General features: G+C 72.4%; 16 protein-coding genes and 2 pseudogenes. 12 read left to right on the top strand and 6 right to left on the bottom strand.

Annotated elements, in window-relative coordinates; translation table 11 throughout:
• Window positions 1-382: 382 nt before the first annotated feature.
• The 8 genes and pseudogenes from ACFY3L_RS47915 (at window position 383) to ACFY3L_RS47880 (ending at window position 10,023) form a co-directional block, all read left to right on the top strand.
• Window positions 383-1,060 carry a Crp/Fnr family transcriptional regulator gene (locus ACFY3L_RS47915; protein ID WP_033363643.1) on the top strand — a complete coding sequence of 226 codons (678 nt, stop codon included), beginning with the start codon at window positions 383-385 and terminating at the stop codon, window positions 1,058-1,060.
• Between the two features lie 114 nt (window positions 1,061-1,174).
• Window positions 1,175-1,777, top strand: coding sequence for a TetR/AcrR family transcriptional regulator (locus ACFY3L_RS47910; protein WP_389340422.1), 603 nt, complete (start codon window positions 1,175-1,177; stop codon window positions 1,775-1,777).
• A 1-nt stretch (window position 1,778) separates the two neighbouring features.
• Window positions 1,779-2,576 carry a TIGR03084 family metal-binding protein gene (locus tag ACFY3L_RS47905; protein WP_389340420.1) on the top strand — a complete coding sequence of 266 codons (798 nt, stop codon included), beginning with the start codon at window positions 1,779-1,781 and terminating at the stop codon, window positions 2,574-2,576.
• 56 nt (window positions 2,577-2,632) lie between these two features.
• Window positions 2,633-4,125 (top strand): annotated as a pseudogene (locus tag ACFY3L_RS47900) (acyclic terpene utilization AtuA family protein).
• Window positions 4,122-5,219 (top strand): acyl-CoA dehydrogenase family protein, encoded by a 1,098-nt coding sequence (locus ACFY3L_RS47895; RefSeq protein WP_389340418.1) that lies wholly within the window; start codon window positions 4,122-4,124, stop codon window positions 5,217-5,219. Before ACFY3L_RS47900 ends, ACFY3L_RS47895 begins: the two are co-directional and overlap by 4 nt.
• Window positions 5,220-5,222: 3 nt before the next feature.
• Window positions 5,223-6,803, top strand: coding sequence for an acyl-CoA carboxylase subunit beta (locus ACFY3L_RS47890; protein WP_389340416.1), 1,581 nt, complete (start codon window positions 5,223-5,225; stop codon window positions 6,801-6,803).
• A 14-nt stretch (window positions 6,804-6,817) separates the two neighbouring features.
• The gene (locus ACFY3L_RS47885; RefSeq protein WP_389340414.1) at window positions 6,818-8,842 is read left to right on the top strand and encodes a biotin carboxylase N-terminal domain-containing protein; all 2,025 of its coding nucleotides are present in this window, start codon (window positions 6,818-6,820) and stop codon (window positions 8,840-8,842) included.
• A gap of 20 nt (window positions 8,843-8,862) precedes the next feature.
• Window positions 8,863-10,023 carry an acyl-CoA dehydrogenase family protein gene (locus ACFY3L_RS47880; RefSeq protein ID WP_389340412.1) on the top strand — a complete coding sequence of 387 codons (1,161 nt, stop codon included), beginning with the start codon at window positions 8,863-8,865 and terminating at the stop codon, window positions 10,021-10,023.
• On the opposite strand, the gene ACFY3L_RS47875 is transcribed toward ACFY3L_RS47880, so the two are convergent.
• From ACFY3L_RS47875 to ACFY3L_RS47855, 5 genes and pseudogenes are all read right to left on the bottom strand, one after another.
• Window positions 9,977-11,545: a serine/threonine-protein kinase gene (locus ACFY3L_RS47875; RefSeq protein WP_389340410.1), complete on the bottom strand. Its 1,569-nt coding sequence runs from the start codon at window positions 11,543-11,545 to the stop codon at window positions 9,977-9,979. The two genes, ACFY3L_RS47880 and ACFY3L_RS47875, sit on opposite strands and share 47 nt — an antisense overlap.
• 370 nt (window positions 11,546-11,915) lie before the next feature.
• A pseudogene (locus tag ACFY3L_RS47870) lies at window positions 11,916-15,413 on the bottom strand (adenylate/guanylate cyclase domain-containing protein); the annotation flags it as partial.
• Window positions 15,410-16,195 (bottom strand): MBL fold metallo-hydrolase, encoded by a 786-nt coding sequence (locus ACFY3L_RS47865; RefSeq protein ID WP_389340408.1) that lies wholly within the window; start codon window positions 16,193-16,195, stop codon window positions 15,410-15,412. The gene ACFY3L_RS47865 and the pseudogene ACFY3L_RS47870, both read right to left, overlap by 4 nt.
• Window positions 16,196-16,273: 78 nt before the next feature.
• Entirely contained in the window at window positions 16,274-16,735 is a 462-nt protein-coding gene (locus ACFY3L_RS47860; RefSeq protein ID WP_389340406.1) for a RidA family protein, read from the bottom strand.
• A 1-nt stretch (window position 16,736) separates the two neighbouring features.
• Window positions 16,737-16,895 carry a hypothetical protein gene (locus tag ACFY3L_RS47855; RefSeq protein WP_354785288.1) on the bottom strand — a complete coding sequence of 53 codons (159 nt, stop codon included), beginning with the start codon at window positions 16,893-16,895 and terminating at the stop codon, window positions 16,737-16,739.
• Window positions 16,896-17,051: 156 nt separating this feature from the next.
• Here ACFY3L_RS47855 and ACFY3L_RS47850 point away from each other — a divergent pair, with 156 nt between their 5' ends.
• The 3 genes from ACFY3L_RS47850 (at window position 17,052) to ACFY3L_RS47840 (ending at window position 20,201) form a co-directional block, all read left to right on the top strand.
• The gene (locus ACFY3L_RS47850) at window positions 17,052-18,035 is read left to right on the top strand and encodes a hypothetical protein (RefSeq protein ID WP_389340404.1); all 984 of its coding nucleotides are present in this window, start codon (window positions 17,052-17,054) and stop codon (window positions 18,033-18,035) included.
• 77 nt (window positions 18,036-18,112) lie between these two features.
• On the top strand, window positions 18,113-19,048 hold the full coding sequence (locus ACFY3L_RS47845; protein ID WP_389340508.1) for an ArsA-related P-loop ATPase: 936 nt from the start codon (window positions 18,113-18,115) through the stop codon (window positions 19,046-19,048).
• Window positions 19,049-19,082: 34 nt separating this feature from the next.
• Window positions 19,083-20,201: an ArsA family ATPase gene (locus ACFY3L_RS47840; RefSeq protein WP_389340402.1), complete on the top strand. Its 1,119-nt coding sequence runs from the start codon at window positions 19,083-19,085 to the stop codon at window positions 20,199-20,201.
• A gap of 8 nt (window positions 20,202-20,209) precedes the next feature.
• On the opposite strand, the gene ACFY3L_RS47835 is transcribed toward ACFY3L_RS47840, so the two are convergent.
• The gene (locus ACFY3L_RS47835) at window positions 20,210-20,518 is read right to left on the bottom strand and encodes a WhiB family transcriptional regulator (protein ID WP_344515926.1); all 309 of its coding nucleotides are present in this window, start codon (window positions 20,516-20,518) and stop codon (window positions 20,210-20,212) included.
• 432 nt (window positions 20,519-20,950) lie between these two features.
• Here ACFY3L_RS47835 and ACFY3L_RS47830 point away from each other — a divergent pair, with 432 nt between their 5' ends.
• Window positions 20,951-23,386 (top strand): transglycosylase domain-containing protein, encoded by a 2,436-nt coding sequence (locus ACFY3L_RS47830; protein ID WP_389340400.1) that lies wholly within the window; start codon window positions 20,951-20,953, stop codon window positions 23,384-23,386.
• Window positions 23,387-24,204: the final 818 nt, after the last annotated feature.

The following is a 24,204-nucleotide window of genomic DNA, read 5'->3' as shown; positions in this document are numbered from 1 at the left end:
GCGGTGGCGGGGTCGGCGGCGCGCGGATCGGGGCCGGGCTGGCCGTAACCCTCGCCGCGGCCGGGCGGTTGATCCTGTGGAGGCTGGTCCCGATCGTCGGGCCAACGGGAAGGCGATCCGCCGTACACCGTCATGCGCTTCCCACCCCACAGCTGAGCCCAGTGGGGTCGACTCGCCCCGCCGCGAACATATCGCACCCCCGCGACGTCGTGACCGACCGGTTCCGCTGCGTCACCGGTACTGTCGAAGGGCGCCGCGCCGCAGGTCGGCATGTATTGTGATCATCCTGCCCGACGCCCGGGAGACGACCCCGTGTGCATAAACTGACGTTCGCGTGATTGCTCATGGCGAGCGACGCGCCGACGGATTCGAGGTGGACGCGATGGACGAGGTACTGGCCCGCAGCGGCATTTTCCAGGGCGTCGAGCCCGAGGCTGCCGAATCCCTCGCCAAGGAGATGGAGACGATCGACGTCCGCAAGGGCGAGATCGTGTTCAGTGAAGGCGAGCCGGGCGACAGTCTGTACATCGTGCTGTCAGGGAAGATCAAGGTGGGTCGCCGCGCGGCGGACGGCCGGCAGAACCTGATCGCCGTGATGGGCCCGAGTGACATGGTCGGGGAGCTGTCGCTCTTCGACCCGGGGCCGCGCACCGCGACCGCCACGGCGGTCCTCGACACGCGGTTGGCCCGGCTGCGCAAGCAGGCGCTGCGGCCCTGGCTGACCAACCGGCCGGAGATCGCCGAGCAGTTGCTGCGCGTGCTGGCCAGGAGGCTGCGCCGCACCAACGACGCTCTCGCCGACCTGATCTTCACCGACGTGCCCGGCCGGGTCGCCAAGACGCTGCTGCAGATGGCGGGCCGCTTCGGCACCCGCGACGGCGGCGTCCTGCGGGTCAACCACGACCTGACCCAGGAGGAGATGGCGCAGCTCGTCGGCGCCTCGCGCGAGACGGTCAACAAGGCCCTCGCCGACTTCGCCTCCCGCGGCTGGCTCCGCCTCGACGGCAAGAGCGTCATCATCATGGACCCCGAGCGCCTGGCCCGCCGCGCCCGCGTCTGAGCAAGGCGACCCGGGTACGGACACCCCAAAAAGGCACGCCGCCGCGTGCCTTTTTGCTTGCCGGCAAAAAAATCAGGCTTGACTGTTTGTTTTGAACCGACCACTCTCGAAGGCGTGAGCGCAACCCGAGCCCCGCAGCAGGAGCGCAGCCGCGCCACCCAGCAGCGCCTGCTGGAGGCGACCGTCGACTGCCTGGTCCTGCACGGCTGGTCGGGCGCCACGACCACGGTCATCGCCGAGCGCGCCGGCGTCTCCCGCGGCGCCCAGTTGCACCACTACCCGACCCGTGCCGCCCTGGTGCTCGCCGCCGTCACGCACCTCGCCGAGCGGCGGGCCGAGGAGATCCGCAAGGAGGCCGCGACCCTCACCGGCGACCGCGACGAGCGCCTCGACAAGGTGCTGGACATGCTGGCCGCCGCGTTCACCGGCCCGCTGTTCGTCGCCGCCCTGGAGGTCTGGGTCGCCGCCCGCACCGACGCGGAGCTCCGCGACGCGCTGGTGCCGCTGGAGGCGAGGGTGGGGCGCGAGATGCACCGCCTGACCGTCGAGCTGCTCGGCGCCGACGAGCGGCGCCCGGGCGTCCGCGAGGCCGTCCAGGCGACGCTGGACCTGCTGCGCGGCCTCGGCGTGGCCAACCTGCTCACCGACGACAGCCACCGCCGCGGTCAACTGCTCGCGGCGTGGAAAGTGCAGCTCACGACGATCCTGGGGACTTGAGATGGTGACGCTGGACGAGGTCCTGAAGGACCTGCAGGCAGAGTCCGACTCGCTCGACCGGCTCGTGTCGGCGCTGGACGACAAGGACTGGAGCCGGCCGACCCCCGCGAAGGGGTGGACGGTCGCGCACCAGATCGCCCACCTGCACTGGACCGACACGGTGGCGACCCTCGCCGCGGCCGACCCGGCCGCGTTCGTCGCGCGGATGAGCGCGATCGAGGACCCGCTCACGATGGTGGACCGGGCGGCGGCCGACACCATCGCCCCGCCCGCGGAGCTGCTGCGCCGCTGGCGGGACGGCCGGCAGGCCCTGGCGGAGGCGCTGAGCGCGACGCCGAAGGACGAGAAGCTGCCCTGGTTCGGCACCGCGATGTCGCCGCTGTCGAGCGCGACCGGCCGGATGATGGAGACCTGGGCGCACGGGCAGGACGTCGCCGAGACGTTCCCCGACCGGCCCGACGCGCAGGAGCACCGCCGGCCCACGGACCGCCTGCGGCACGTCGCCAACCTCGGGTTCCGCACGATCGGGCACAGCTTCCTCAGCCACGGCGAGCGGCCGCCCGCGGCACCGTTCCGGATCGAGCTGTCCACCGTGGACGGTCAGGTGTGGACGTTCGGCCCCGAGGACGCGCCGAACCGGGTCGTCGGCCCGGCCGAGGACTTCTGCCTGCTGGTCACCCAGCGCCGGCACCCGGCCGACCTCAGGCTGCAGGCCACCGGCGACGAGGCGCGGCGGTGGACGACCCTCGCCCAGGCGTTCGCCGGCCCGCCCGGGCAGAAGCGGGAGCCGCGGCAGTGATCCGCATCGGCAACGCCTCGGGGTTCTACGGCGACCGCGCCACGGCCTGGCAGGAGATGCTCGACGGCGGCCCGCTCGACGTGCTCACCGGCGACTACCTCGCCGAGCTGACCATGCTGATCCTGGCCAAGGACCGCATGAAGGACCCGGGCACCGGCTACGCCAAGACGTTCCTCAGGCAGCTCGAAGGCTTCGTCCAGACCGCCCGCGACCGGGGCACGAAGATCGTCACGAACGCCGGCGGCCTCAACCCGGCCGGGCTGCGGAAGGCGATCGAGGCGCTCGCGCCGGACGTCAAGGTGGCGCACGTCGAAGGCGACGCCGTGGCGCCCGACGCCAACGCGTACCTCGGCGCGTTCGGCATCGCCGAGTGCCTCAAGGCCGGCGCGGACATCGTCGTCACCGGCCGGGTCACCGACGCGTCCCTGGTCGTCGGCCCCGGCATCGCCCGCTACGGCTGGACCCACGACGACCTCGACGCCCTCGCCGGCGCCACCGTCGCCGGCCACGTCCTCGAGTGCGGCGCCCAGGCGACCGGCGGAAACTACTCGTTCTTCACCGAGATCCCCGACCTCGACCACGCCGGCTTCCCGATCGCGGAGCTGCACGAGGACGGGTCGTCGGTCATCACCAAGCACCCCGGCACCGGCGGCGCCGTCACGGTCGACACGGTCACCGCGCAGCTCCTGTACGAGATCGGCGCCCCCGAGTACCTCGGCCCGGACGTCACCACCCACTTCGACACGATCCGGCTCACCCAGCGAGGACCTGACCGGGTCGAGGTCAGCGGCGTCAAGGGCAGTCCCCCGCCGGACACGTTGAAGGTCGGCAGGATCGCGCTCGGCGGTTTCCGCAACAGCATGACGTTCGTCCTGTGCGGGCTGCAGATCGAGGAGAAGGCGGCCCTCGTCGAGCGGCAGCTGCGGGGCAAGCTGCACCACCCGATGGAGTTCACGCTGGCCCGCACCGACCACCCCGACGCCGACGACGAGCAGCGGGCGAGCGCGCTGCTGGCCGTGCACATCAAGAGCACCGACCCGAAGGCGGCCGGCCGCGCCTTCTCGCAGGCGGCCGTCGAGCTCGCCCTGGCCTCCTATCCCGGCCTCACGCTGACCGGCCCACCGGGCGACGCCACGCCCTTCGGAGTGTTCTCAGCGGGTGCGGTACCGCGCAGCGAGGTCCCGCACGTAGCGGTCCTGCCTGACGGCAGCGTGGTGGAGGTCCGATGAGAGTGCCACTGGGGACGCTGTTCGGGGCCAGGTCCGGCGACAAGGGCGGCGACGCCAACATCGGCGTCTGGGCGCGCAGCGACGAGGCGTACGCGTGGCTGCGGGCCACGCTCACCGAGGACCTGCTCAAGACGCTGCTGCCGGAGGTGCGCGACGTCAGCCGGCACGAGCTGCCGAACCTCCGCGCGCTCAACTTCGTCGTGCACGGGATCCTCGGCGACGGGGTCGCGGCCGGCACCCGCTTCGACCCGCAGGGCAAGGCCCTCGGCGAGTGGCTGCGATCCAGGGTCGTCGACATCCCCGACGAGCTGCTGCCATGATCGACGCGTTCGCGAAGCCGGAGCTGCGGGACCTTGTGCGGAAATTCACCCGCAACGAGATCGTGCCGCACCTCGCGGAGTGGGAGCGGGCCGGTGAGGTGCCGCGCGAACTGCACCGCAAGGCCGCCGAGCTGGGGCTGCTCGGGATCGCGTTCCCGGAGGAGGTCGGCGGCGAGGGCGGCGACCTGCTCGACTCGATCGTGGTCACCAAGGAGATCATCCAGTCGGGTGGCTCGTCGGGGCTGATCGCGGCCCTGTTCACGCACGGGATCGCGCTGCCGCACATCGTCGCGAGCGGCGACGCGGACCTCATCGACAGGTACGTGCGGCCCACCCTGCGTGGCGAGCGCATCGGCTGCCTGGCGATCACCGAGCCGGACGGCGGATCCGACGTCGCCGGAGTCCGCACCACCGCGAAGGCCGACGGCGACTCGTACACCGTGAACGGGACCAAACTCTTCATCACCAGCGGCGCCAGGGCCGACTTCGCCACGACGGCGGTGCGGACCGAGGACGGCGTGCGGCTGGTCGTGGCGGAAGGCTTCACCGTCACCAGAAGACTGGAGAAGATGGGCTGGCACTGCTCGGACACCGCCGAGCTGTCCTTCGTGGACGTCCGGGTGCCGCGCAGCCACGACGTCGGCGGCATCCAGACGCTGCTGGCGCACTTCGCCGCCGAGCGGCTGTCCCTCGCCGTGCAGTGCTACGCGACCGCGCAGCGCTGCCTCGACCTGACGCTCGCCTGGGTCCGTGACCGGCACACGTTCGGGCGGCCGCTCGCAAGCCGGCAGCTCGTCAGGCACCGGCTCGCCGAGATGGCCCGGCAGGTCGACGTCGCCCGCACCTACGTGCGACACACCGCGCTGCGTGTCGCAAGCGGCGATCAACTCGTTACGGAGGTGGCGATGGCGAAGAACACGGCGGTCGCGGCCTGCGACCACGTCGTCGACCAGGCCGTGCAGCTGCACGGTGGCCTCGGGTATCTGCGCGACGCCGAGGTCGAGCGCCACTACCGGGACGCTCGGATCATGGGCATCGGCGGCGGGACCACGGAGATCATGAACGAGATCATCGCGAAGCAGTTGGGGGTCTGAGGCATGCCGATCCTGACCAGTGCGCTGGACCCGCGCGGGGCCGCCTACCTGGACAACCGCGAGGCGATGCTGGAGCGGCTGACCGACCTTGAGTCGGCGCTGCGGCAGGCCCGCGCCGGCGGCGGCGAGAAGTACGTGACCCGGCACCACGCCCGCGGCAAGCTGCTGCCCCGCGAGCGGATCGAGCTGCTGGTCGACCGCGACTCGCCGTTCCTGGAGATCTGCCCGGTCGCCGCGTGGGGCACCGAGTACCCCGTCGGTGCGAGCGTCGTCACCGGCATCGGCATCGTCGAGGGCACGCCGTGCGTGATCGTGGCGAACGACCCGACGGTCCGCGGCGGGGCGGTCAACCCGTTCTCGCTGAAGAAGACCCAGCGAGCGGCGCAGATCGCCCGCGAGAACCGGCTGCCGATGATCAACCTGGTCGAGTCCGCCGGCGCGGACCTGCCCCAGCAGGCGGAGATCTTCATCCCGGGCGGCGCGGCGTTCCGCGACCTGACCCGGCTGTCGGCGGCGGGCATCCCGACGGTCGCGGTGGTGTTCGGCAACGCGACGGCCGGCGGCGCGTACGTGCCCGGCATGTCGGACTACACGATCTTCGTGCGGGACCGGGCGAAGGTGTTCCTCGCCGGCCCGCCGCTGGTGAAGATGGCCACCGGCGAGACCGTCGACGACGAGACGCTGGGCGGCGCCGCGATGCACGCCTCCCGCTCCGGCCTGGCCGACTACATCGCGGAGGACGAGCGCGACGCGCTCCGGCTCGCGCGGGGCGTGGTCCGCAACTTCGGCGGTTTCACCGATCGCAGCTACGGCCCCGAGCCGAAGTTCGACGCCGACGACCTCCTGGGCATCCCGTCAGCGGATCTGCGCGTCCCGTTCGACCCCCGCGAGATCCTCGCCAGAGTCCTCGACGCGAGCGAGTTCGACGAGTTCAAGCCCGCCTACGGCCAGGCCCTGTGCACCGGCTGGGGTGCCATCCACGGCCACCGCATCGGCGTCCTCGCCAACGTCCGCGGCGTGCTCTTCTCCGCCGAGGCGCAGAAGGCGGCCCAGTTCATCCAGCTCGCCAACGCCGCCGGCACCCCGCTGCTCTTCCTGCAGAACACCACCGGCTACATGGTGGGCAGCGAATACGAGCAGGGCGGCATCATCAAGCACGGCGCGCTCATGATCAACGCGGTGGCGAACTCCAAGGTCCCGCACCTGACGGTCAACATCGGCGCGTCCTACGGCGCCGGCAACTACGGCATGTGCGGCCGCGCCTTCGAGCCGCGCTTCCTCTTCACCTGGCCCAACGCCAAGTCGGCCGTCATGGGCCCGCAGCAGCTCGCCGGGGTGCTGTCGATCGTCGCCCGGCAGGCCGCGGAGGCCAAGGGCCACGCCTACGACGAGGAGCAGGACCGCACCATGCGGTTCATGGTGGAGCACAAGGTCGAGCAGGAGTCGGCCGCCCTGTTCCTCTCCGGCCGCCTGTACGACGACGGCGTCATCGACCCGCGCGACACCCGCACCGTGCTCGGCATGTGCCTGGCGCTCGTGCGTTCCGGTGACCAGAACCCCAACTTCGGCGTCTTCCGCCTCTAAGCAAAGGACCAGCCGTGATTCGCAGGCTACTTGTCGCCAACCGCGGCGAGATCGCCAGGCGGGTGTTCGCCACCTGCCGGGCGATGGGCGTCGAGACGGTCGCCGTCTACTCCGACTCCGACGCCGACGCGCCGCACGTCGCCGAGGCCGACTACGCCGTCCATCTGCCGGGCAACGCGCCGGCCGCGACCTACCTGCGCGGTGACCTGATCATCGCGGCGGCGCGCAAGTGCGGCGCCGACGCCGTGCACCCCGGCTACGGGTTCCTGTCGGAGAACGCCGAGTTCGCGCGGGCCGTCGTCGACGCCGGGCTCACCTGGGTCGGGCCGTCGCCGAAGGCGATCGCGCTCATGGGCTCGAAGATCGAGGCGAAGGCGCTGCTCGCCGACGTGGGCGTGCCGATGCTGCCGACCGCGCTCGAGCCCGAGCAGGTGGAGGCGTTCCCGGTACTGGTGAAGGCGTCCGCGGGCGGCGGCGGCCGGGGCATGCGCATCGTGCGGGACCCCGAGTCGCTCCCCGAGGCGGTCGCGGCCGCGCGGCGCGAGGCGGCGTCGGCGTTCGGCGACGGGACGGTGTTCTGCGAGCGGTACATCGAACGCGCCCGCCACATCGAGGTCCAGATCATGGCGGACTCGCACGGCAACGTCGTGACGCTCGGCGAGCGCGAGTGCTCCATCCAGCGCCGGCACCAGAAGATCGTCGAGGAGACGCCGTCGCCGGCCGTCGACCCGCAGCTGCGGGACCGGCTCTGCCAGGCGGCGATCGCCGCGGCCCGGGCGGTGTCCTACGTGGGCGCCGGCACCGTCGAGTTCCTCCTCGCGCCGTCGGGCGAGTTCTTCTTCCTGGAGATGAACACCCGCCTGCAGGTCGAGCACCCGGTCACCGAGTGCGTCGTCGGCGTCGACCTCGTGCGGCTGCAGCTGGTCGTCGCCGAGGGCGGTTCGCTGCCGTTCAACGGCCCGCCGCCGCTGCGCGGGCACGCGATCGAGGTCCGCCTGTACGCCGAGGACCCCGCCTACGCGTGGATGCCCTCGACCGGCACGCTGCACCGCTTCGACGTGCCGGGCGTCGCGCACTCGTTCGGCCCGCTGCCCGCCCCGGGCCTGCGCCTGGACTCCGGGGTCGTCGACGGCTCCGTGGTCGGCGTGCACTACGACCCGATGCTCGCCAAGCTCATCGCCTGGGCGCCGACCCGCGCCGAGGCGGCCCGGATGCTGTCCAACGCCCTCGCCCGCGCCCGCTTCCACGGCGTCACCACCAACCGGGACCTGCTGGTGCGGGTGCTGCGGCACTCGGCGTTCCTGTCCGGCGGCACCGACACGGGCTTCCTCGACCGGCACCCCGAGGTGTTCGCGCCGCTGCTGTCCTCCGTGGACGCCGTGCGCCTGTCGTGCCTCGCCGCCGCGCTGTCCGGCGCCGCCCGCCGTGCCAAGCGGGCCACCCTGCCCGGCCTGCCCTCCGGATGGCGCAACGTCCCCAGCGCGCTGCAGTCGGTGGTGTACGAGGGGCCGACCGGCACCATCGAGGTCGGCTACCGGCTGGACCGCCTGAACGACCTCGCCGCCTGGGCGGTGCGCCGCGTCGACCCCGAGGACGTCGGCCTGCCGGGTGCCGCGCTCGACCCGGCCGGCGCGCCCGACCACCCGCCGGCCGAGATCCTGTCGGCGACCGGCGACCAGGTCGTGCTCGACGTCGCCGGGGTGCGGCTGCACTTCTCGGTCGCCGCGATCGGTGACGTGTCCTACGTGGACAGTCCCGAGGGCTCGGTGACGCTGACCGAGCTGCCCCGCTACCCGCTGCCGGTCTCCGAGCAGCCCGAAGGTTCCCTGATCGCGCCGCTGCCGGGCGCGGTCGGCCGCGTGCTCGTCGTGCCCGGTCAGCGGGTCGCCGCCGGCGAGCTGCTGCTGACCGTGGAGGCGATGAAGCTCGAACACCCCGTCCACGCCCCCACCGACGGTGTCATCAGCGACCTGCGGGTCGCGGCCGGCTCGCAGGTGGAGTCGGGAGCACTCCTGGCGGTGCTGACGCCCGCTCTTTGAGAGATTGGAGCCCACCCCTCATGGACTTCGACCACACCCAGGAACAGCAGGACCTCCGCGACGCGGTGGCGAAGCTCGGCAAGCGCTACGGGCACGAGTACTTCGTGCGCAAGGCGAAGGCCGGCGAGCACTCCGACGAGCTGTGGGACGAGGCCGCCAAGCTCGGCTACCTCGGCGTCAGCGTGCCCGAGGAGTTCGGCGGCGGCGGTGGCGGCATCACCGAGCTGGCGATCGTCTGCGAGGAACTGGCCGCGGCCGGCGCGCCGCTGCTGCTGCTCGTGGTGTCGCCCGCGATCGCCGCGACGATCGTCAACCGGCACGGCACGCAGGCACAGCGCGCACGGTGGCTGCCGGGCTTCGCCGACGGCACGCGGAAGGTGTGCTTCGCCATCACCGAACCCGACGCCGGCTCCAACTTCCACAAGCTGTCCACGGTGGCCCGCCGCGACGGCGACGACTACGTGATCACCGGGCGCAAGGTGTACATCTCCGGCGTCGACGAGTGCTCGCAGGTCGTGGTCGTCGCCCGGATGGCCGACGACCGCACCGGCAAGCTGAAGCCGGCGCTGTTCATGGTCCCCACGGACGCCCCCGGCCTCACCATGTCCAAGCTGGACATGGAGATCGTGTCACCGGAGAACCAGTTCCTGCTGTTCTTCGACGAGGTGCGGGTCCCGGCCTCCTGCCTGATCGGCGAGGACCCCGACGCGGGCCTGCCGGCGCTGTTCTCCGGCCTCAACCCGGAGCGGATCACGGTCGCGGCGATGGCCTGCGGGACCGCGCGGTACGCGCTGGAACGGGCCTCCACCTACACCGCCTCCCGCTCCGTCTGGGGCCGCCCCATCGGCAGCCACCAGGGCGTCGCGCACCCCATGGCGCACGCGCACATCCAGGTCGAGCTGGCCCGGCTGATGGTGGCGAAGGCGGCGGCCCTCTACGACGCGGGCCGCGACCTGGAGGCGGGCGTCAACGCCAACATGGCGAAGTACGCGTCGGCGGAGGCGTCGGCGCTGGCCGTGGACACCGCGATCCAGGCGCACGGCGGCAACGGCATGACCACCGAGTACGGCGTCGCGACCCTGCTCGGCGCCACCCGCGCCGGCCGCATCGCGCCGGTCTCGCGGGAGATGATCCTCAACTTCGTCGCCCAGCACCTGATGGGGCAGGAGAAGTCCTACTGACCCGCAGCTGCTGGCCGGTGAACGTGCCCGGCGGCTCGCCGGCCAGGCAGCGGAACGTGGTCGGTCCCGCCTGCTGCTGCGCCACCTCGGGCAGCAGCACGTCCACGTCCCACCCCACCGCCGGCAGGTACACCAGCAGCAACGTCTTCGTGTTGCACACCTCACGGACCGTCTGGCTGTCCTGGGCCGACCGCACCTGGCTGCCCTTGGGGAGGTCGCCGTAGGCGAACACCTCCCACGTGTGCGGTGTTTCACAGCCGACCGGCTTCTTGGCCGCGTCGAAGCACTCCACGGTCTGCGAGCAGCGGGCGGCCTTCGCCACGGTCGGCGGGCACGCGATCGCCCCCGGGATGCCTTTCTCGGGGGCCGCGGTCACGGTCGGGCTCTTCGCCGGGTCCGGGCCTTCCTTCTTGCCGGCGTTCAGGTTGTACGCGATGCCGGCGCCGACGAGTGCCGCCACGAACAGCAGGACGGCCGCGGCGACCATGATGAACCGCCGTGCGCCCGGCGGCGGTGCGGGCGTGTCGGGCACGACATCCGGCCTGGGCGCCTCCACCCCATGCTGCACCGTTTTGTCCGGATCATCGACAATCGGGGTTGCTGGCGTTTCATGCTTTTCGTCGGATTTGCGCGCTTCGGCGGCTTTCGACGTGTACACCGGCTCCACCGGCGGCGACCCGAGCGGCGGGACGATCACCTGCGGCACCGGCTCCAGGCGCAGGTTGATCAGCTGGTCGCGGAGCTCGATCGCGGACGGGCGGGCGGCCTCGTCGTTGGCCATGCCGGCCCGCAGCACCGCCATCAGGCTCTCGGGGCAGCCGGGCAGGTCAGGGATCCGCTCGTTGAACATGTCGACCAGCGACAGCAGGCTCGGCGCCTGATCCTCCCGCCAACGCGGCGGCCGCCCGCGCATGAGCGCGTACAGCGTGGCGCACAGCGAGTACACGTCCGCGGACCCAGCCGGCGGCGACTGCCGGAACGTCTCCGGCGGCGCGTAGGCCGGCGTCAGCGTGTCGAGCGTCATGGACTCGTCGCGCCACTCGGCGAGGATGGCCAGCCCGAAGTCGGCGAGCGCCGGCTCCCCGAACCGGCTGAACAGGATGTTCGCCGGCTTCACGTCCCGGTGCAGCACCCCGAGCGCGTGCGCGTCGGCCAGCGCATCAGCGATCTTGAACCCGACGTCCCGCGCCTCGGCCGCACTGAGCGGCGAGTCCCGCATCCGCTCGGCGTACGACCCGTCGCACAGCTCCATGATCAGATACGGGTGCCCGAGGTCGGTGACCCCCGCGTCGAACAGGTCCACCACGTGCGGGTGGCTGGACATCCGCCCGGCGGCCCGCGCCTCCCGCATGAACCGCCGCCGGTCCCGCTCGGACTCCAGTGTGCGGTGCTCGACCTTGACCGCCACCTCCCGCCCGACCGACTCCTGCGTCGCCCGGTAGACGGTCGCATACCCGCCACGCGCAAACACGGTCAACCCGGTCATCCCGGGCACCGTCGGCAGGGGTACGGCATCGGCCACGGCTAGAACGGTACGACAGCCACCCGACATCCGCCGTCACGCATCGGCCACAACACCCCGCCCGCCATCGATGCCCGCCCCACACCGCCGCCCCCACTCGGTCACGTCCGCCGTGGTCGCGTCGGTCGCCCGTCCCGCCCGCTGCCTGACGCGCGCAGGCGCGTGAGCACGTCGTCGTCACTCCTGGGGGGTCGTCGCCGGCTGAGGTCGTCGGTCGCCCGGGGAGAACGTGGAAGGGCGAGGTCGGCGCTGCGTGGCCGCTTTGAAGCTACCTTACACCCTCACCGGAAATTGATCTCCGAGAGCGTAACCGCGTGCTTACTACATGTCATGTGGCGAGCGCTGCCGTGACGACGGCGGCCTCGTCGCACTGGCCGTTGGCCTCGAGGGCGTCGGCGAGCACGCGGGCCGCGTAGACCCGGCTGCGCACGTCCTCGCCGGCGAGGGTCTGCGCCTGCCGGGCCCAGTCGAGGGCCTCGACCTGCCGGCCCGCGGCGAGCAGAGCGCCGGCGTAGGCGGCCACCGCGTGCCGGCGGGAGAACATCACCGACGGCCCGGGGCGGTCCGCGGCCACGCAGCCGAGCACCTCCAGCGCCGCCGCAAGGTCGCCCTGGGCCTGGCGGGCCAGGCCGAACAGGACCCGCGGCGCGACCTTCGCCGCCTCGAGGACGTCGTGGGTCTCGACGACCTGCAGGACGGCCCTGGCGTCGTCCTCGGCCGCCGCCGCGTCGCCGCGGTCCAGGCTGACGAAGCCGCGCATCGTCCGCGACATGCCGACGAGCAGCGGATGGCCGGTCTTCTCGCCGTACTCGGTGGCGTCGGTGAGCAGGTCGAAGGCGTGTGCGGGCTCGGCCAGTTCGCGGGCGACCACGCCGCGGACCACGAGCGCGAGGCCGCGGCCCCAGTCGTCGCCGGCGGCGGCGAAGTCGCGGTAGGCCCGGCGCGCCTCCCGGTCGGCGTCGGCCAGGTCGCCGCTCTCCGCGGCCGCGAACGCCTCGACCGCGCGCAGCGTGCCGACCGCCCAGGCGTCGCCGACCCGCTCCCCGAAGGGCAGGAAGGCCTTCGCCAGGCGCCTGGCCTCGCCGAGCCGGCCGGCGAGCAGCCGGACGAAGGCGGTGGTGCCGCGCAGCCAGGCCCGGCCGACGGGATCGCCCAGCTCGGCGAAGCGGCGGGCCGCCCGGCCGAGGGCGGCGTCGGCGCCGGCGAAGTCGCCGCGGGTGGTGGTGACCCAGGCCAGGTGCTGCAGCGACCACGCCTGCGCCCGGCGGTCGCCGGAGCTGACCGCGATCTGGAAGGACTCGGCGAAGCGCCCGCCGGCCTCGGCGAGCCGCCCTTCGAGGAAGTCGGCCATGCCGAGCCGGCGCATGGCGTCGCCCCGCTCGTACGTGAGGCGCGCCTCCGTCGCCGCTTCGAGGGCTTCGCTGAGGGTCTGGTAGCTGCGGCGCTGGTCGCCGGTGGCGCGGTAGGCGCGTCCGGCGACGAGCAGTGCGCCGACGCGGACGGCCGCGTCGTCGGACCCGTTTGAAGTGATCTTCTCGGCGCTGGCGAGGGCCTCGGACACCCGGCCGAGCTGCAGCAGCGCCCGCGCGTGCACGAGCCGGTCGCCGGGCGGGACGGTGCCGAGCGCGGCGGCCCGTTCGGCGGCCTGGGCGGCCTGGGCGGGTTCGCCGGTGGCGAGGGCTTCGCGGGCGGCGCGGCCGAGGGCCTGCACGCCGAGTGGCGCGGCGGAGCGGGCGAGGGAGTCGGGGCGCAGCCCGACGGCGTCGGCGAGGCGGGAGGCGCGCTCGGCGTGGTCGGCGATGAACGCGTCGGCGGCGCCGGCGGTCATGTTGAGGCCGGTGACCGTGCCGCTGGAGTTGCCGGAGCTCTGCCACGCGGTCATCGCCGCGGCCGCCCAGCGGGACAGCGCGGCGTGCCGTTCGGCGAGGTCGGCCTTGCCGATGCCGGCGTAGGCGGCCTCGCGCAGCAGCGGCGTGGCGAACGCGAACCCGCCGCGGGCGCGGCGCAGCATGCGCCGCTGGAGCAGCTCCTCGACGGCGCGCTCCAGCTCGACGGCGGCGACGACGGCGGGCCGGGACGGCTGGCCGGGCGGGTTGAAGCGCAGCGCCTCCAGGGCCCGGCTGGGCACGGTGTCGCCGATGACGGCCGCGTCACGCAGCACGGCGCGGGTGTCGGGAGGCAGCGCGTCGATGCGGGCGGCGAGGACGGCGGCGAGGTCGCGGGAGAGGAGCCGCCCGCCGAGGGAGCCGGGGGTGAGCCGCCAGCCGACGGGGTCGCTGCCGGGCACGGTGCTCAGCGCGCCGCGCTCCTGCAGCAGCGTGACCAGTTCGGCGAGGTAGAACGGGTTGCCTTGGGCGGTCGCGAGGAGCCGGTCCTCGTCGGGTGCCGCGAGCCGTCCTCCGCCGAGGTACGCGCTGAGCAGCCGCGCCGCGTCGGCGCCGCGCAGCGGCGGGATCGGCACCAGCTCGGCGTCGGGCACGCGGGTGAGGACGCCGGCGGAGCGGACCAGTTCGGGCCGGCCGAGCAGGACGATGAGGACCGGGCCGGTGATCCGCTCGATGGCGGCGCCGAGCGCGTCGACGGTCTCGGCGGTCGCGTCGTGCAGGTCGTCGACGATGACGACGAGGGGTGTCTCGGCGGCCATGCCGGACAGCAGCTCCGCGACCGCGTTGGGCACGGCGTGCAGGTCGAGCTCGTCGGGTTTGGCGCCGGGTGCGACCCAGGACGCTTCCGGCGACGAGCCGGAGTAGCCGATGAGGCTCAGCAGCAGGTCGGTGGCGAAGCGTGGCGGCTCGGGGCGGCCGCGGGCGGCGCGGGCGAGCCGCTGCGCGAGGCGCCGCAGCCGCTCTTCGACGGCCTCGCGGGTGAGGTTGGTGGCGTCCGGCGGCAGGCCGATCGCGGCGCGGACGAGGTCGGCCAGCGGCGCGAGCCGGCGGCGTTCGCCGAACGCGGCGCAGTGCACGGACAGCACGCGGGCGCCGCCGCCGGGCGCGAACCCGGCGCTCGGTGTGTAGCCGGCGCCGCCGAGGTAGCCGGCGGCGAAGCGCTCGATCTCGCCGGCGAGCCGTGACTTGCCCAGGCCTGCCTCGCCGGTGAAGACCAGGACGCGGGTCTCCTGCCGGTCGGCGATCTCGGCGAGCCGGCCGGAGACCCGGGCGAGCTCCGCTTCGCGGCCGACGAACGGCGCCTCGTCGCCGAGGCCGGAGCGCGTGCCGGGGGCGTCGAGCAGGCCGAGCAGTTCGAACGCCTCGACCGGCTCCCGTTTGCCTTTCAGGCGCAGCGGCCGCAGTGCGCGCCAGGAGGCGAGCCGCCGGGTGGTGGCGGAGGTGCGGTCGCCCGCGTAGACGGCGCCGATCGCGGCGGCGTCGGCGAGCCGGGCCGCGGTGTTCACGGTGTCGCCGATGACCGTGTATTCGATGCCCGCCTGTACCCCGGCGACGACGGTGCCCGTGTTGAGTCCGATGCGCAGCCCGAGCGGGGCGCCGCCGCCGCGCTCGTCGTCGAGGACCCGGCGCACCGCCCGCTGCATGGACAGCGCGGCGCGGACGGCGCGCTCGGCGTCGTCCTCGTGGGCGACGGGGGCGCCGAAGACGGCCATGATGCCGTCGCCGGTGAGCTTGTCGACGTGGCCGCCGAAGGTCTTGACCGCGCCGGCGAGCGCGGCGAGCACCCGGTCGGTGACGGCGCCGACCCGCTCCGGGTCGAGGTCCTCCGACCATGCGGTGAAGTCGGACAGGTCGCCGAAGAGCACCGTCACGATCCGCCGCTCGGCGGCCGGGAGGGTGGCGGCGGCCGGTAGGGCGGAGCCGCAATGGTGGCAGAACCGCGCACCCGGAACGGCCACGGTCCCACACACCGAACACGTCACGTTGCGTCCAACCCTGGGTGGGGTGGCTGTGATTCCCGACTCAGATAGGCAAGTTGCGCCCGGACCGACCACTCGGCCGCTTCCCACAGGCTGCGGTCGACATCGGCGTACACGAGAGCGACGACCTCGGCGGGTTCCGTGGCGCCCGTGGCGATCGCTGCCCGGACCTGCTCGAGGCGGGCCTCGCGGTGCTGGTGGTAGAAGCGGGCGGCGACGGCGGTGTCGGTGAGCGCGGGCCCGTGCCCTGGCAGCGCGGGCACGCCTTCGAAGCCGGCCAGCAGCCGCAGGCTGTTCAGGTAGTCGCCGAGGTCGCCGTCGGGCCAGGCGACGATGGTGGTGCCGCGGCCGAGGATGGTGTCGCCGGTCAGCATCAGCCGCTGGTCGCCGTGCCGGGCGGCGAAGCAGACGGAGTCGGCGGTGTGACCGGGCGTTATGACGGGCTCGATGAGGACGCCGTCGACGTCGAGTGTCGCGTGTACGGGCGGCTGGTGCACCGGCGCGCCCGTGAGCTCGGCGAGGCGGGGCACACCTTCGGTGTGGTCTTCGTGGCTGTGCGTGAGGATGATGGCCGCGATCGGCGCGTGGTCGGCGACCGCCCGGAGGTGGCCCTCGTCGAGCGGGCCCGGGTCGACGACGACGCAGCCGCCGCCGGGCGCCCGCAGGAGCCAGGTGTTGGTGCCGTCGAGTGTCATCGGACCCGGGTTGGGCGCGCGGACGAGCGTCACCCAGTCGGGCAACGACGTGAGGACTTCGGCGGTCGGGGCGGTGACGTGGCTTACCACGAAGTGATCGTACGGCGGGCCGGTTCCCACGACACGTCACCCGACCGGCCATCGAAGTCACCCACGGGGAGCCGCCGCTCAGGCGACCTCGAAGATCGCCTCGACCTCGACCGGGGTGTTGAGCGGCAGGGAGGCGACGCCGACGGCGCTGCGGGCGTGCCGGCCGGCCTCGCCGAAGACCTCGGCGAACAGTTCGCTGGCGCCGTTGATGACGCCCGGCTGGCCGGTGAAGCCCGGCGCCGACGCGACGAACCCGACGATCTTGACCACCTTGACGACCTTGTCCAGGCCGACGAGGGCGTGCACGGCGGCGAGGGCGTTGAGCCCGGCCTGGCGGGCGAGGTCCTTGGCGTGCTCCGGGGTCACGTCGGCGCCGACCAGGCCGGCGGCGGCCAGCTTCCCGTCGACCATCGGCAGCTGTCCCGAGACGTACACGTGGTTGTTCGTCTGTACGGCCGGCACATAGGCGGCGACCGGCGGCACGACCGCCGGGATCGTCAGGCCCAGCTCCTCGAGCCGGGTGAACACCTCGCTGCCCACGTCAGGCCGCCTTGGGCCGCTTGAAGTAGGCCACGAGGTTCTCCGGGTTGAGGCCCGGCACGATCGCCACGAGCTCCCAGCCGTCCTCGCCGAAGTTGTCCAGGATCAGCTTCGTGTTGTGGACCAGCAAGGGCGCGGTCAGGTACTCCCATTTCTGCATGAGGCGAGACTATCGGTCGCCTGGTGCGGGCCGAGCGCGCGCCGACCGAATCGGGTCCCCCAATGCTCGCGCGTGGCGGCTACCCTAAGGGCCGCGCCGCACGGGTCCCGGGAGCCGGACCGCCGGCGGACCGGCCGTCGCACACGAGGTGGAGACATGACACAACCGCCCCAGTACCCCGGGCAGCCTGAATATCAGGGTCAGCCGGGCGACCCTTACGCCGCGCCGGGTCAGCCACCGCAGGCACCGCCGGGGCAGGGCTGGCCGCCCGCGCCGGGCGTGCAGGACCCGTTCGCCGCGCCGCCGCCCACCTCGGCGCCGCCGACCTCCGCGCCTCCGACGTCCGGTCAGCCGTATGCGGTGCCGGGCCAGCCGCCGTTCCCGCAGGCCGGCTATCCGCAGCAGGACCCGACGCAGTTCGGGCAGCAGCCACAGTTCGGGCAGCCGGACCCGGCGCAGTACCCGCAGCAGCCGCAGTACCCGGCGACGGGCGCGTTCCCGACCGGTCCGCAGCCGGCGGGGCAGTTCCCGACTGGTCCGCTGCAGCAGCAGCCGACCAGTGGTTTCCCGGCCCAGCCCACGAGCGGCTTCCCCGGCCAGCCCACGAGCGGCTTCCCCGGCCAGCCGACCAGCGGCTTCCCGGCGGACCCCTACGCGGGTGGTTACCAGCCCGGCTACCAGCAGCCGGCGCCGCCGAGGAAGCGCGGCCTGATGATCACCCTGATCGTCCTGGCGGTCGTGCTCGTCCTGTGCGGCGGTGGCGGCGCCGCGGCGTACTTCGTCCAGAAGGGCAACCAGGGCAAGGGCCAGCCGACCGCGGTCGACGCGGTCAACGGCTTCCTCAAGGCCGTCTACAAGGACAAGAACACCACCGACGCGCTCAAGTACGTCTGCTCGTCGTCCCGTGACAAGAACAAGCTGGCCGCCCGGGTCGACGACATCAAGAAGTACGACGCCGGCCTGACCAGCCCGACCTACACCTGGCCCGCGCCGACGGTCGAGAAGCAGGACGCCTCCTCGGCGACGCTGATCGTGCCGATCAAGGTCGCCACGAGTGACGAGAAGGTCGCTGAGACGAAGTACAAGTTCCTCGCGACGAAGGACAACGGCTGGTGGGTGTGCGAGATCACTGCCGCGTAGTCACCGGCGGCGCCCTGTAGCGTCGAGGGGTGACAACGCGCGAGTCTCAGGACGGGCGGGGCGGCCGTGCAGGAAGCATGGGCTGGCCCGCCCGTCTGCATGTGGTCACGGGCAAGGGCGGCACCGGCAAGACCACGGTCGCCGGCGCGCTGGCCCTCGCGCTCGCCCGGGACGGCCGGCGCACGCTGCTCATCGAGGTCGAGGCCCGGCAGGGCATCGCGCAGCTGTTCGACCGTGACCCGCTGCCCTATCAGGAACTGCGGATCGCCACGGCGAGCGGCGGCGGCGAGGTCCGCGCGCTGGCCGTCGACGCCGAAGAGGCGCTGCTGGAGTACCTGGAGATGTTCTACCGGCTCGGCGTGGCCGGCCGGGCGCTGCGCAAGGTCGGCGCCGTCGACTTCGCGACGACCGTCGCGCCGGGGCTCCGCGACGTCCTGCTGACCGGCAAGGTCAAGGAAGCGGTGACGCGCACCACCGACGGCCGCCGGGTCTACGACGCGGTCGTCCTCGACGCGCCGCCGACCGGGCGGATCGGCCGCTTCCTCAACGTGACCGCCGAGACGGCCCGGCTGGCGAAGGTCGGCCCGATCAAGACGCAGAGCGAAGGCGTCGCGGCGATCCTGCGCTCGCCGATGACGGCCGTGCACGTGGTCACCCTTCTGGAGGAGATGCCCGTCCAGGAGACCGCCGACGCGATCGACGAGCTCAGCCGGCTCGGCATCCCGATCGGCACGGTGATCGTCAACGCCACCCGCCCGCCCGTGCTGGCCGGCGCGAAGGTGACGCAGGCCGACCTGCGCCGGGGGTTGACCGCGGCCGGGCTCACCGCCGACAAGGAGACCCTCGCGGGGCTGGCGGGTGAGGCGAAGGCGTATCAGACCCGGGTCGCCGCGGAGGCGTCCCTGCGGGCCGACCTGCAGGGTCTCGGCCGGCCGGTGGTGGAGCTGCCCGTGCTCCCGGGGGGTGTCACCCCGCAGGCGCTGGAGTCCCTCGGTGATCTCTTGCTCACCTGAGCTTGACCGAGCGAGGAACGGATACGCTCGCTAGGTGGGGACCCCCAAGCTCGACGTCGACGCGATCCTCGCCGACCCGGCGATCCGCATCGTCGTCTGCTGCGGCTCCGGCGGAGTCGGCAAGACCACGACCGCCGCCGCGCTCGCGGTGCGCGCCGCCGAGCGGCACTGCCGGCGCACGGTGGTGCTCACCATCGACCCGGCGCGCCGGCTGGCGCAGGCGCTGGGCCTGACCGAGCTGGACAACACGCCACGGCTGGTCAAGGGCCTGCAGCCCGACTCGGCCGAGCTCCAGGCCATGATGCTGGACATGAAGCGGACCTTCGACGAGGTCGTGCTCGAGCACACCGACCCGAAGCGGGCGGAGGAGATCTTCGCCAACCCCTTCTACCAGGCCATGAGCTCCACGTTCTCCGGCACGCAGGAGTACATGGCGATGGAGAAGCTCGGCCAGCTGCGGGCCCGCGACGCGTGGGACCTGATCGTGGTCGACACGCCGCCGTCGCGCTCCGCCCTGGACTTCCTCGACGCGCCGGCCCGGCTGTCACGGTTCCTGGACGGCAAGATGCTGCGGCTGCTGCTCGCCCCGGCCCGGGCCGGCGGGCGCAGCGTGTTCAACCTGGTGTCGGCCTCGTTCGGGCTGTTCAGCCGTACCGTCACCAAAATCCTTGGGGCGCAGCTGCTGACCGACCTGTCGGGTTTCGTCGGCGCCCTCGACTCGATGTTCGGCGGCTTCCGGGAGCGTGCCGAGCAGACGTACCGGGTGCTCCAGGCGCCGGAGACGGCGTTCCTGGTGGTGGCGGCGCCCGAGCCGGACGCGGTCCGGGAGGCGATGTACTTCGCCGGGCGGCTCGCCGCCGACCGGATGCCGCTGGCGGGGCTGGTGCTCAACCGGGTGGTGTCGGTCCCCGCCGCGCTGGACGCCGGCGAGGCCCGCGCCGCCGCCGGGCGGCTGGACGAGCTGGGAGAGCATCCCGCGACGGCGGAGGTGCTGCGCGTACATGCGGAGCTCGCGGACCAGCGGGACAGGCAGGCGGCGGTGTCAGGCCGGTTCCTGCGCGCCCACCCGGGTGTGCCGGTCGTGAAGATCCCGGCACAGCCCGCCGACGTCCATGACCTCGACGGGCTGCGCGCGATCGGATACTCGTTCTAGCCGGTGCCTCAGCCGGTCGGAACGAGCTCCTTGGTGGCGTCCTTCTCGTTACGATCCATGGCGGCTTCGAACATCTTGCGCCAGCTGGGCACCTGCGGGTGACGGCGCAGCAACGCACGGCGCTCGCGCTCGGTCATGCCGCCCCAGACTCCGAACTCGATCCGGTTGTCGAGGGCATCCGCCAGGCATTCGTACCGCACGGGGCAGCTCCGGCAGATCCGCTTCGCCACGTTCTGCTCGGCACCCTGGACGAACAAAGCGTCCGGGTCGCCGTTGCGACACGCGGCGATGCTGGGCCAGTCGACGACCATGCTCATATTTCCTCTTCCCCCCTTGGACTCCCCCCGGGTCCATCCGCCGTGCTTGCCCCAGCGAATAGCACCCAAACCCACGTCCCCCCATGGCTTTTGGATGCAGTTCGCCGGGCTACCCGGCGCGACAGGAGGGTCCCCGGCCACGGGAACCCCGAGAGGAGCTTTCCGGAACATCATGCTCTGTAGTCGTCCAGTTACGCAACGTTGTTGCACCAGGTTAACCGGCCTTATGTGATCTACCAAAGACCGGAGCGTGCTACTGCAGCGTCACGTCTGGGTGTGATTTGCCCAAAAAGCCCGCGCCCCCGCGATCCATGTATCAGACTCGGCTACGGGTCAACCTCACGCCCGGTGTCACGCGTCTAGGACAACGAGGACGCCAGCATCAGGACGCGGCCTCATGACGCCGTCCCGTAGTCTGAGGAAGTGACCTGGATGCGCAAACGCGAACACGGCCTGCTGCCCAATGCGGCATCGCTCCTGCTGTGTGGGCTGCTCGCGGGTTTGGTGGTCGCTGCGGCCGCGTTCCCCGCAGTTGCGATGTCGGGCCTGGCTGCGAAGGCCGGCGCCGACACGTTCGAGAATCTGCCGACTGACATCGATGTGCTGCCGTCGCCGCAGATCAGTTATGTGTACGCATCCGACGGCAAGACCCTGCTGGCGATGATGTACGACGAGAACCGCCGCGACGTCCCCCTGAGCGAGGTCGCCGACGTCATGCGCAAGGCGATCGTCGCCGCCGAGGACAACCGGTTCTACGAGCACCGCGGTGTCGACGTGAAGGGTGTGGCGCGCGCGTTCGTCGCCAACCAGAACGCCGGCGGCAGCGCCGAGCAGGGCGCCTCGACGCTGACCATGCAGTACGTGCGGCAGGCGATCTCCTACTCGGCCAAGACACCGCAGGACGTGGTGGACGCCACCGACAAGACCCCCACGCGCAAGCTGCGCGAGATGAAGTACGCGATCGACCTGGAGAAGAAGCTCAGCAAGGACGAGATCCTGGAGCGGTACCTCAACATCGCCGCGTACGGTCACGGCTCCTACGGCATCTTCGCGGCCGCGCACGTGTACTTCGAGAAGGACCCGAAGGACCTGACCCTGCCCGAGGCCGCGCTCATCGCCGGTCTGGTCAAGGCGCCCGGCACCAGCGACCCGGCGACGGCCGAGGGCCTGCCGGTGGCGATGAACCGGCAGAAGTACGTGCTGAACCAGATGGTCGCGATGGGCTACATCAACCAGCAGCAGGCCGACGAGGCCGGCAAGACCAAGCTGAACATCGTCGGCAAGCGCACGCCCGAGGGCTGCGAGTCGGTGCAGCGCCCCGAGCTGGGCGCCGGCTTCTACTGCGACTACCTGCGCCGCTGGTGGCTGGAGCAGAAGACCTTCGGCGAGGACCAGTACCAGCGCGCCAACCGGCTCCGCGCCGGCGGCTACACGGTGATCTCCGCCCTCGACATCAACACCCAGGCCGCGGCGTTCAAGTACGCCGCCGACCAGCCGAACGTCGGCAAGAACGAGAAGATCCGCCTCGGCAACCAGAACGCGATCATGCTCGCCGCGGTCGAGCCGGGCACGGGCCGGGTCACGGCGATCGCCACGAACCGCACGTTCAGCAACGACAACAGCAAGAACGGGCCGAACACCAACCCGGACAAGAAGGGCCAGAAGGGTAACTACCCGAACACCACGGTGCCGATCATCACCGGTGACAAGGACATCCCCGGCTACCAGGCCGGCTCGACGTTCAAGATGTTCACCGCGGTGGCGGCGCTGGAGGCCGGCCTGCCCCTGGCGACGACGATCAACACCGAGAAGCAGTTCCAGTCGACCTTCAAGATCGACCCGAGCAGCCCGGCGGCCTGCAACGGCCCGTGGTACTGCCCGAAGAACGCCGGCGGCCAGTCCGGTCCGTACAACATGTGGACCGCGTTCGGCAGCTCCATCAACACGTACTTCGTGCCGCTGGAGCAGCAGGTCGGCGCCGACAAGGTCGTCGACGTCGCGAAGCGACTGGGCATCCAGTTCAACGCCACCGAGGACGCCAAGCTCGCCGCCAACCCGAAGGGCTGGGGTGCCTTCACCCTCGGCGTCAGCGCCACCACGCCGCTGCAGCTGGCCAACGCCTACGGCACGCTCGCCGCCGACGGCCTGTACTGCGACCCGACCCCGATCCTCGAGGTGAAGGACAACAGCGGCAAGAAGGTCGAAGGGCTCGACCCGAAGTGCAAGCAGGTCGTCGACAAGGAGGTCGCCCGCGCGGCCGTCGACATGGCCCGCTGCCCCGTCGGCGACCAGTCCGCCACCGGCAAGTGCGGCGGCGCCACCGCGGGCTACGCCCGCAAGTACGTCGGCCGCCCGGTCGCCGGCAAGTCCGGCACCACCGACTCGGAGAAGAGCGCCACGTTCGTCGCGATGACCAAGCAGCTCGCGGTCGGCGGCTTCCTCACCGACCCCGACTGGCCCGAGACGAACAAGGACATGAAGCACCCCCAGATCAACTACGCGACCCTGGGCACGCTCAAGGACGGCCTCGCCGGCAAGCCGGTGGTGCAGTTCACGGCGCCGACCAAGGACAAGTCGATGGGCAAGCTGGTCGAGATCCCGTCGGTCAAGTGCGCCGCGGTCGACCAGGCCCGCAGCCGCATCACCCGGGCCGGCTTCACCGTGACGGTCTCCCCGGCCCAGGTCGCCTCCCCCTGCCCCGCCGGCACCGTCGCCCGCACCGAACCAGGCGGCGCCACGGTCAAGGGCGGCCAGGTCGCCCTGATCATCAGCAAGGGCCCCGGCAACCCCGCCCCGCCGTACGCGGGCACTGACCCCGGCACCGGCGTCCGCGACGACACGGGATGCTCGCTCCCCTGGGTCTGCTGACCCGCACCACACCACACGAAGCGGCCGCCCCGGCCTGTCCGGGGCGGCCGCTTCCGTTCTCCTCTCTGCGCTGACGCCCTGCTCAGGGATTCCCACCCGCGATGCCTTTCAGCCACAACCAGGGCTGGGCTGGGGCTGGGATGCATCAGACCCGGGCCGAGCTGCGACCAAGCCGGGCTGCGACCGAGCTGCTGCGACTGAGCTGGGCTGCGACCGAGCTGGGCTGGGCTGTGGCTTGGCCGGGGCCGGGCCGGGGGTAGGACTGGGACTGAGCCAGGCCGCAGCGGCGCTGCGCCGGGGGAAGCTCGAGCCGGGCCGCGGCAGAACTGGGCCGGGTTGGACTGGGACTGAGTCGGGGTAGGGCTGGGCTGCGGCTGTGGCAGGACCGGGACTGAGGCCTGGGCCGGAGCCGGGCTGCGGCCGGGCCAGGGCAGGACTGGACTGGGGTTGGACTGGGGTTGGACTGGCAGCGGGGCTGGACTGCGGCTGGGCCGGGCCGGGCCGGAGGCGGGCTGGGCCGGAGGCGGGCTGGGCCGAGGACGGGCTGGGCCGAGGACGGGCTGGGCCGAGGGCGGGCTGCAGTCGAGCCGGAGCAGGACTGGGACTGGGCCGGGCTGCGGCGGGACTGCGCCGGGGCGAGCCGGAGCTGGACTCAGGCCGAGTTGCAGCGGGGCTGACCTACGGCCGGACCACGGCCTCGACCAGGACCGGGCTGGGTGGGAGCTGGGCCGGGCTGCGGCGGGACTGCGCCGGGGCGAGCCGGAGCTGGACTCAGGCCGAGTTGCAGCGGGGCTGACCTACGGCCGGACCACGGCCTC

This window comes from Dactylosporangium sp. NPDC000521 (assembly GCF_042898305.1).
In the GTDB taxonomy this organism is placed as follows: domain Bacteria; phylum Actinomycetota; class Actinomycetes; order Mycobacteriales; family Micromonosporaceae; genus Dactylosporangium.
Note: the sequence above shows the minus strand (reverse complement) of the source record. Positions and strands in the feature narration are given on the sequence as shown.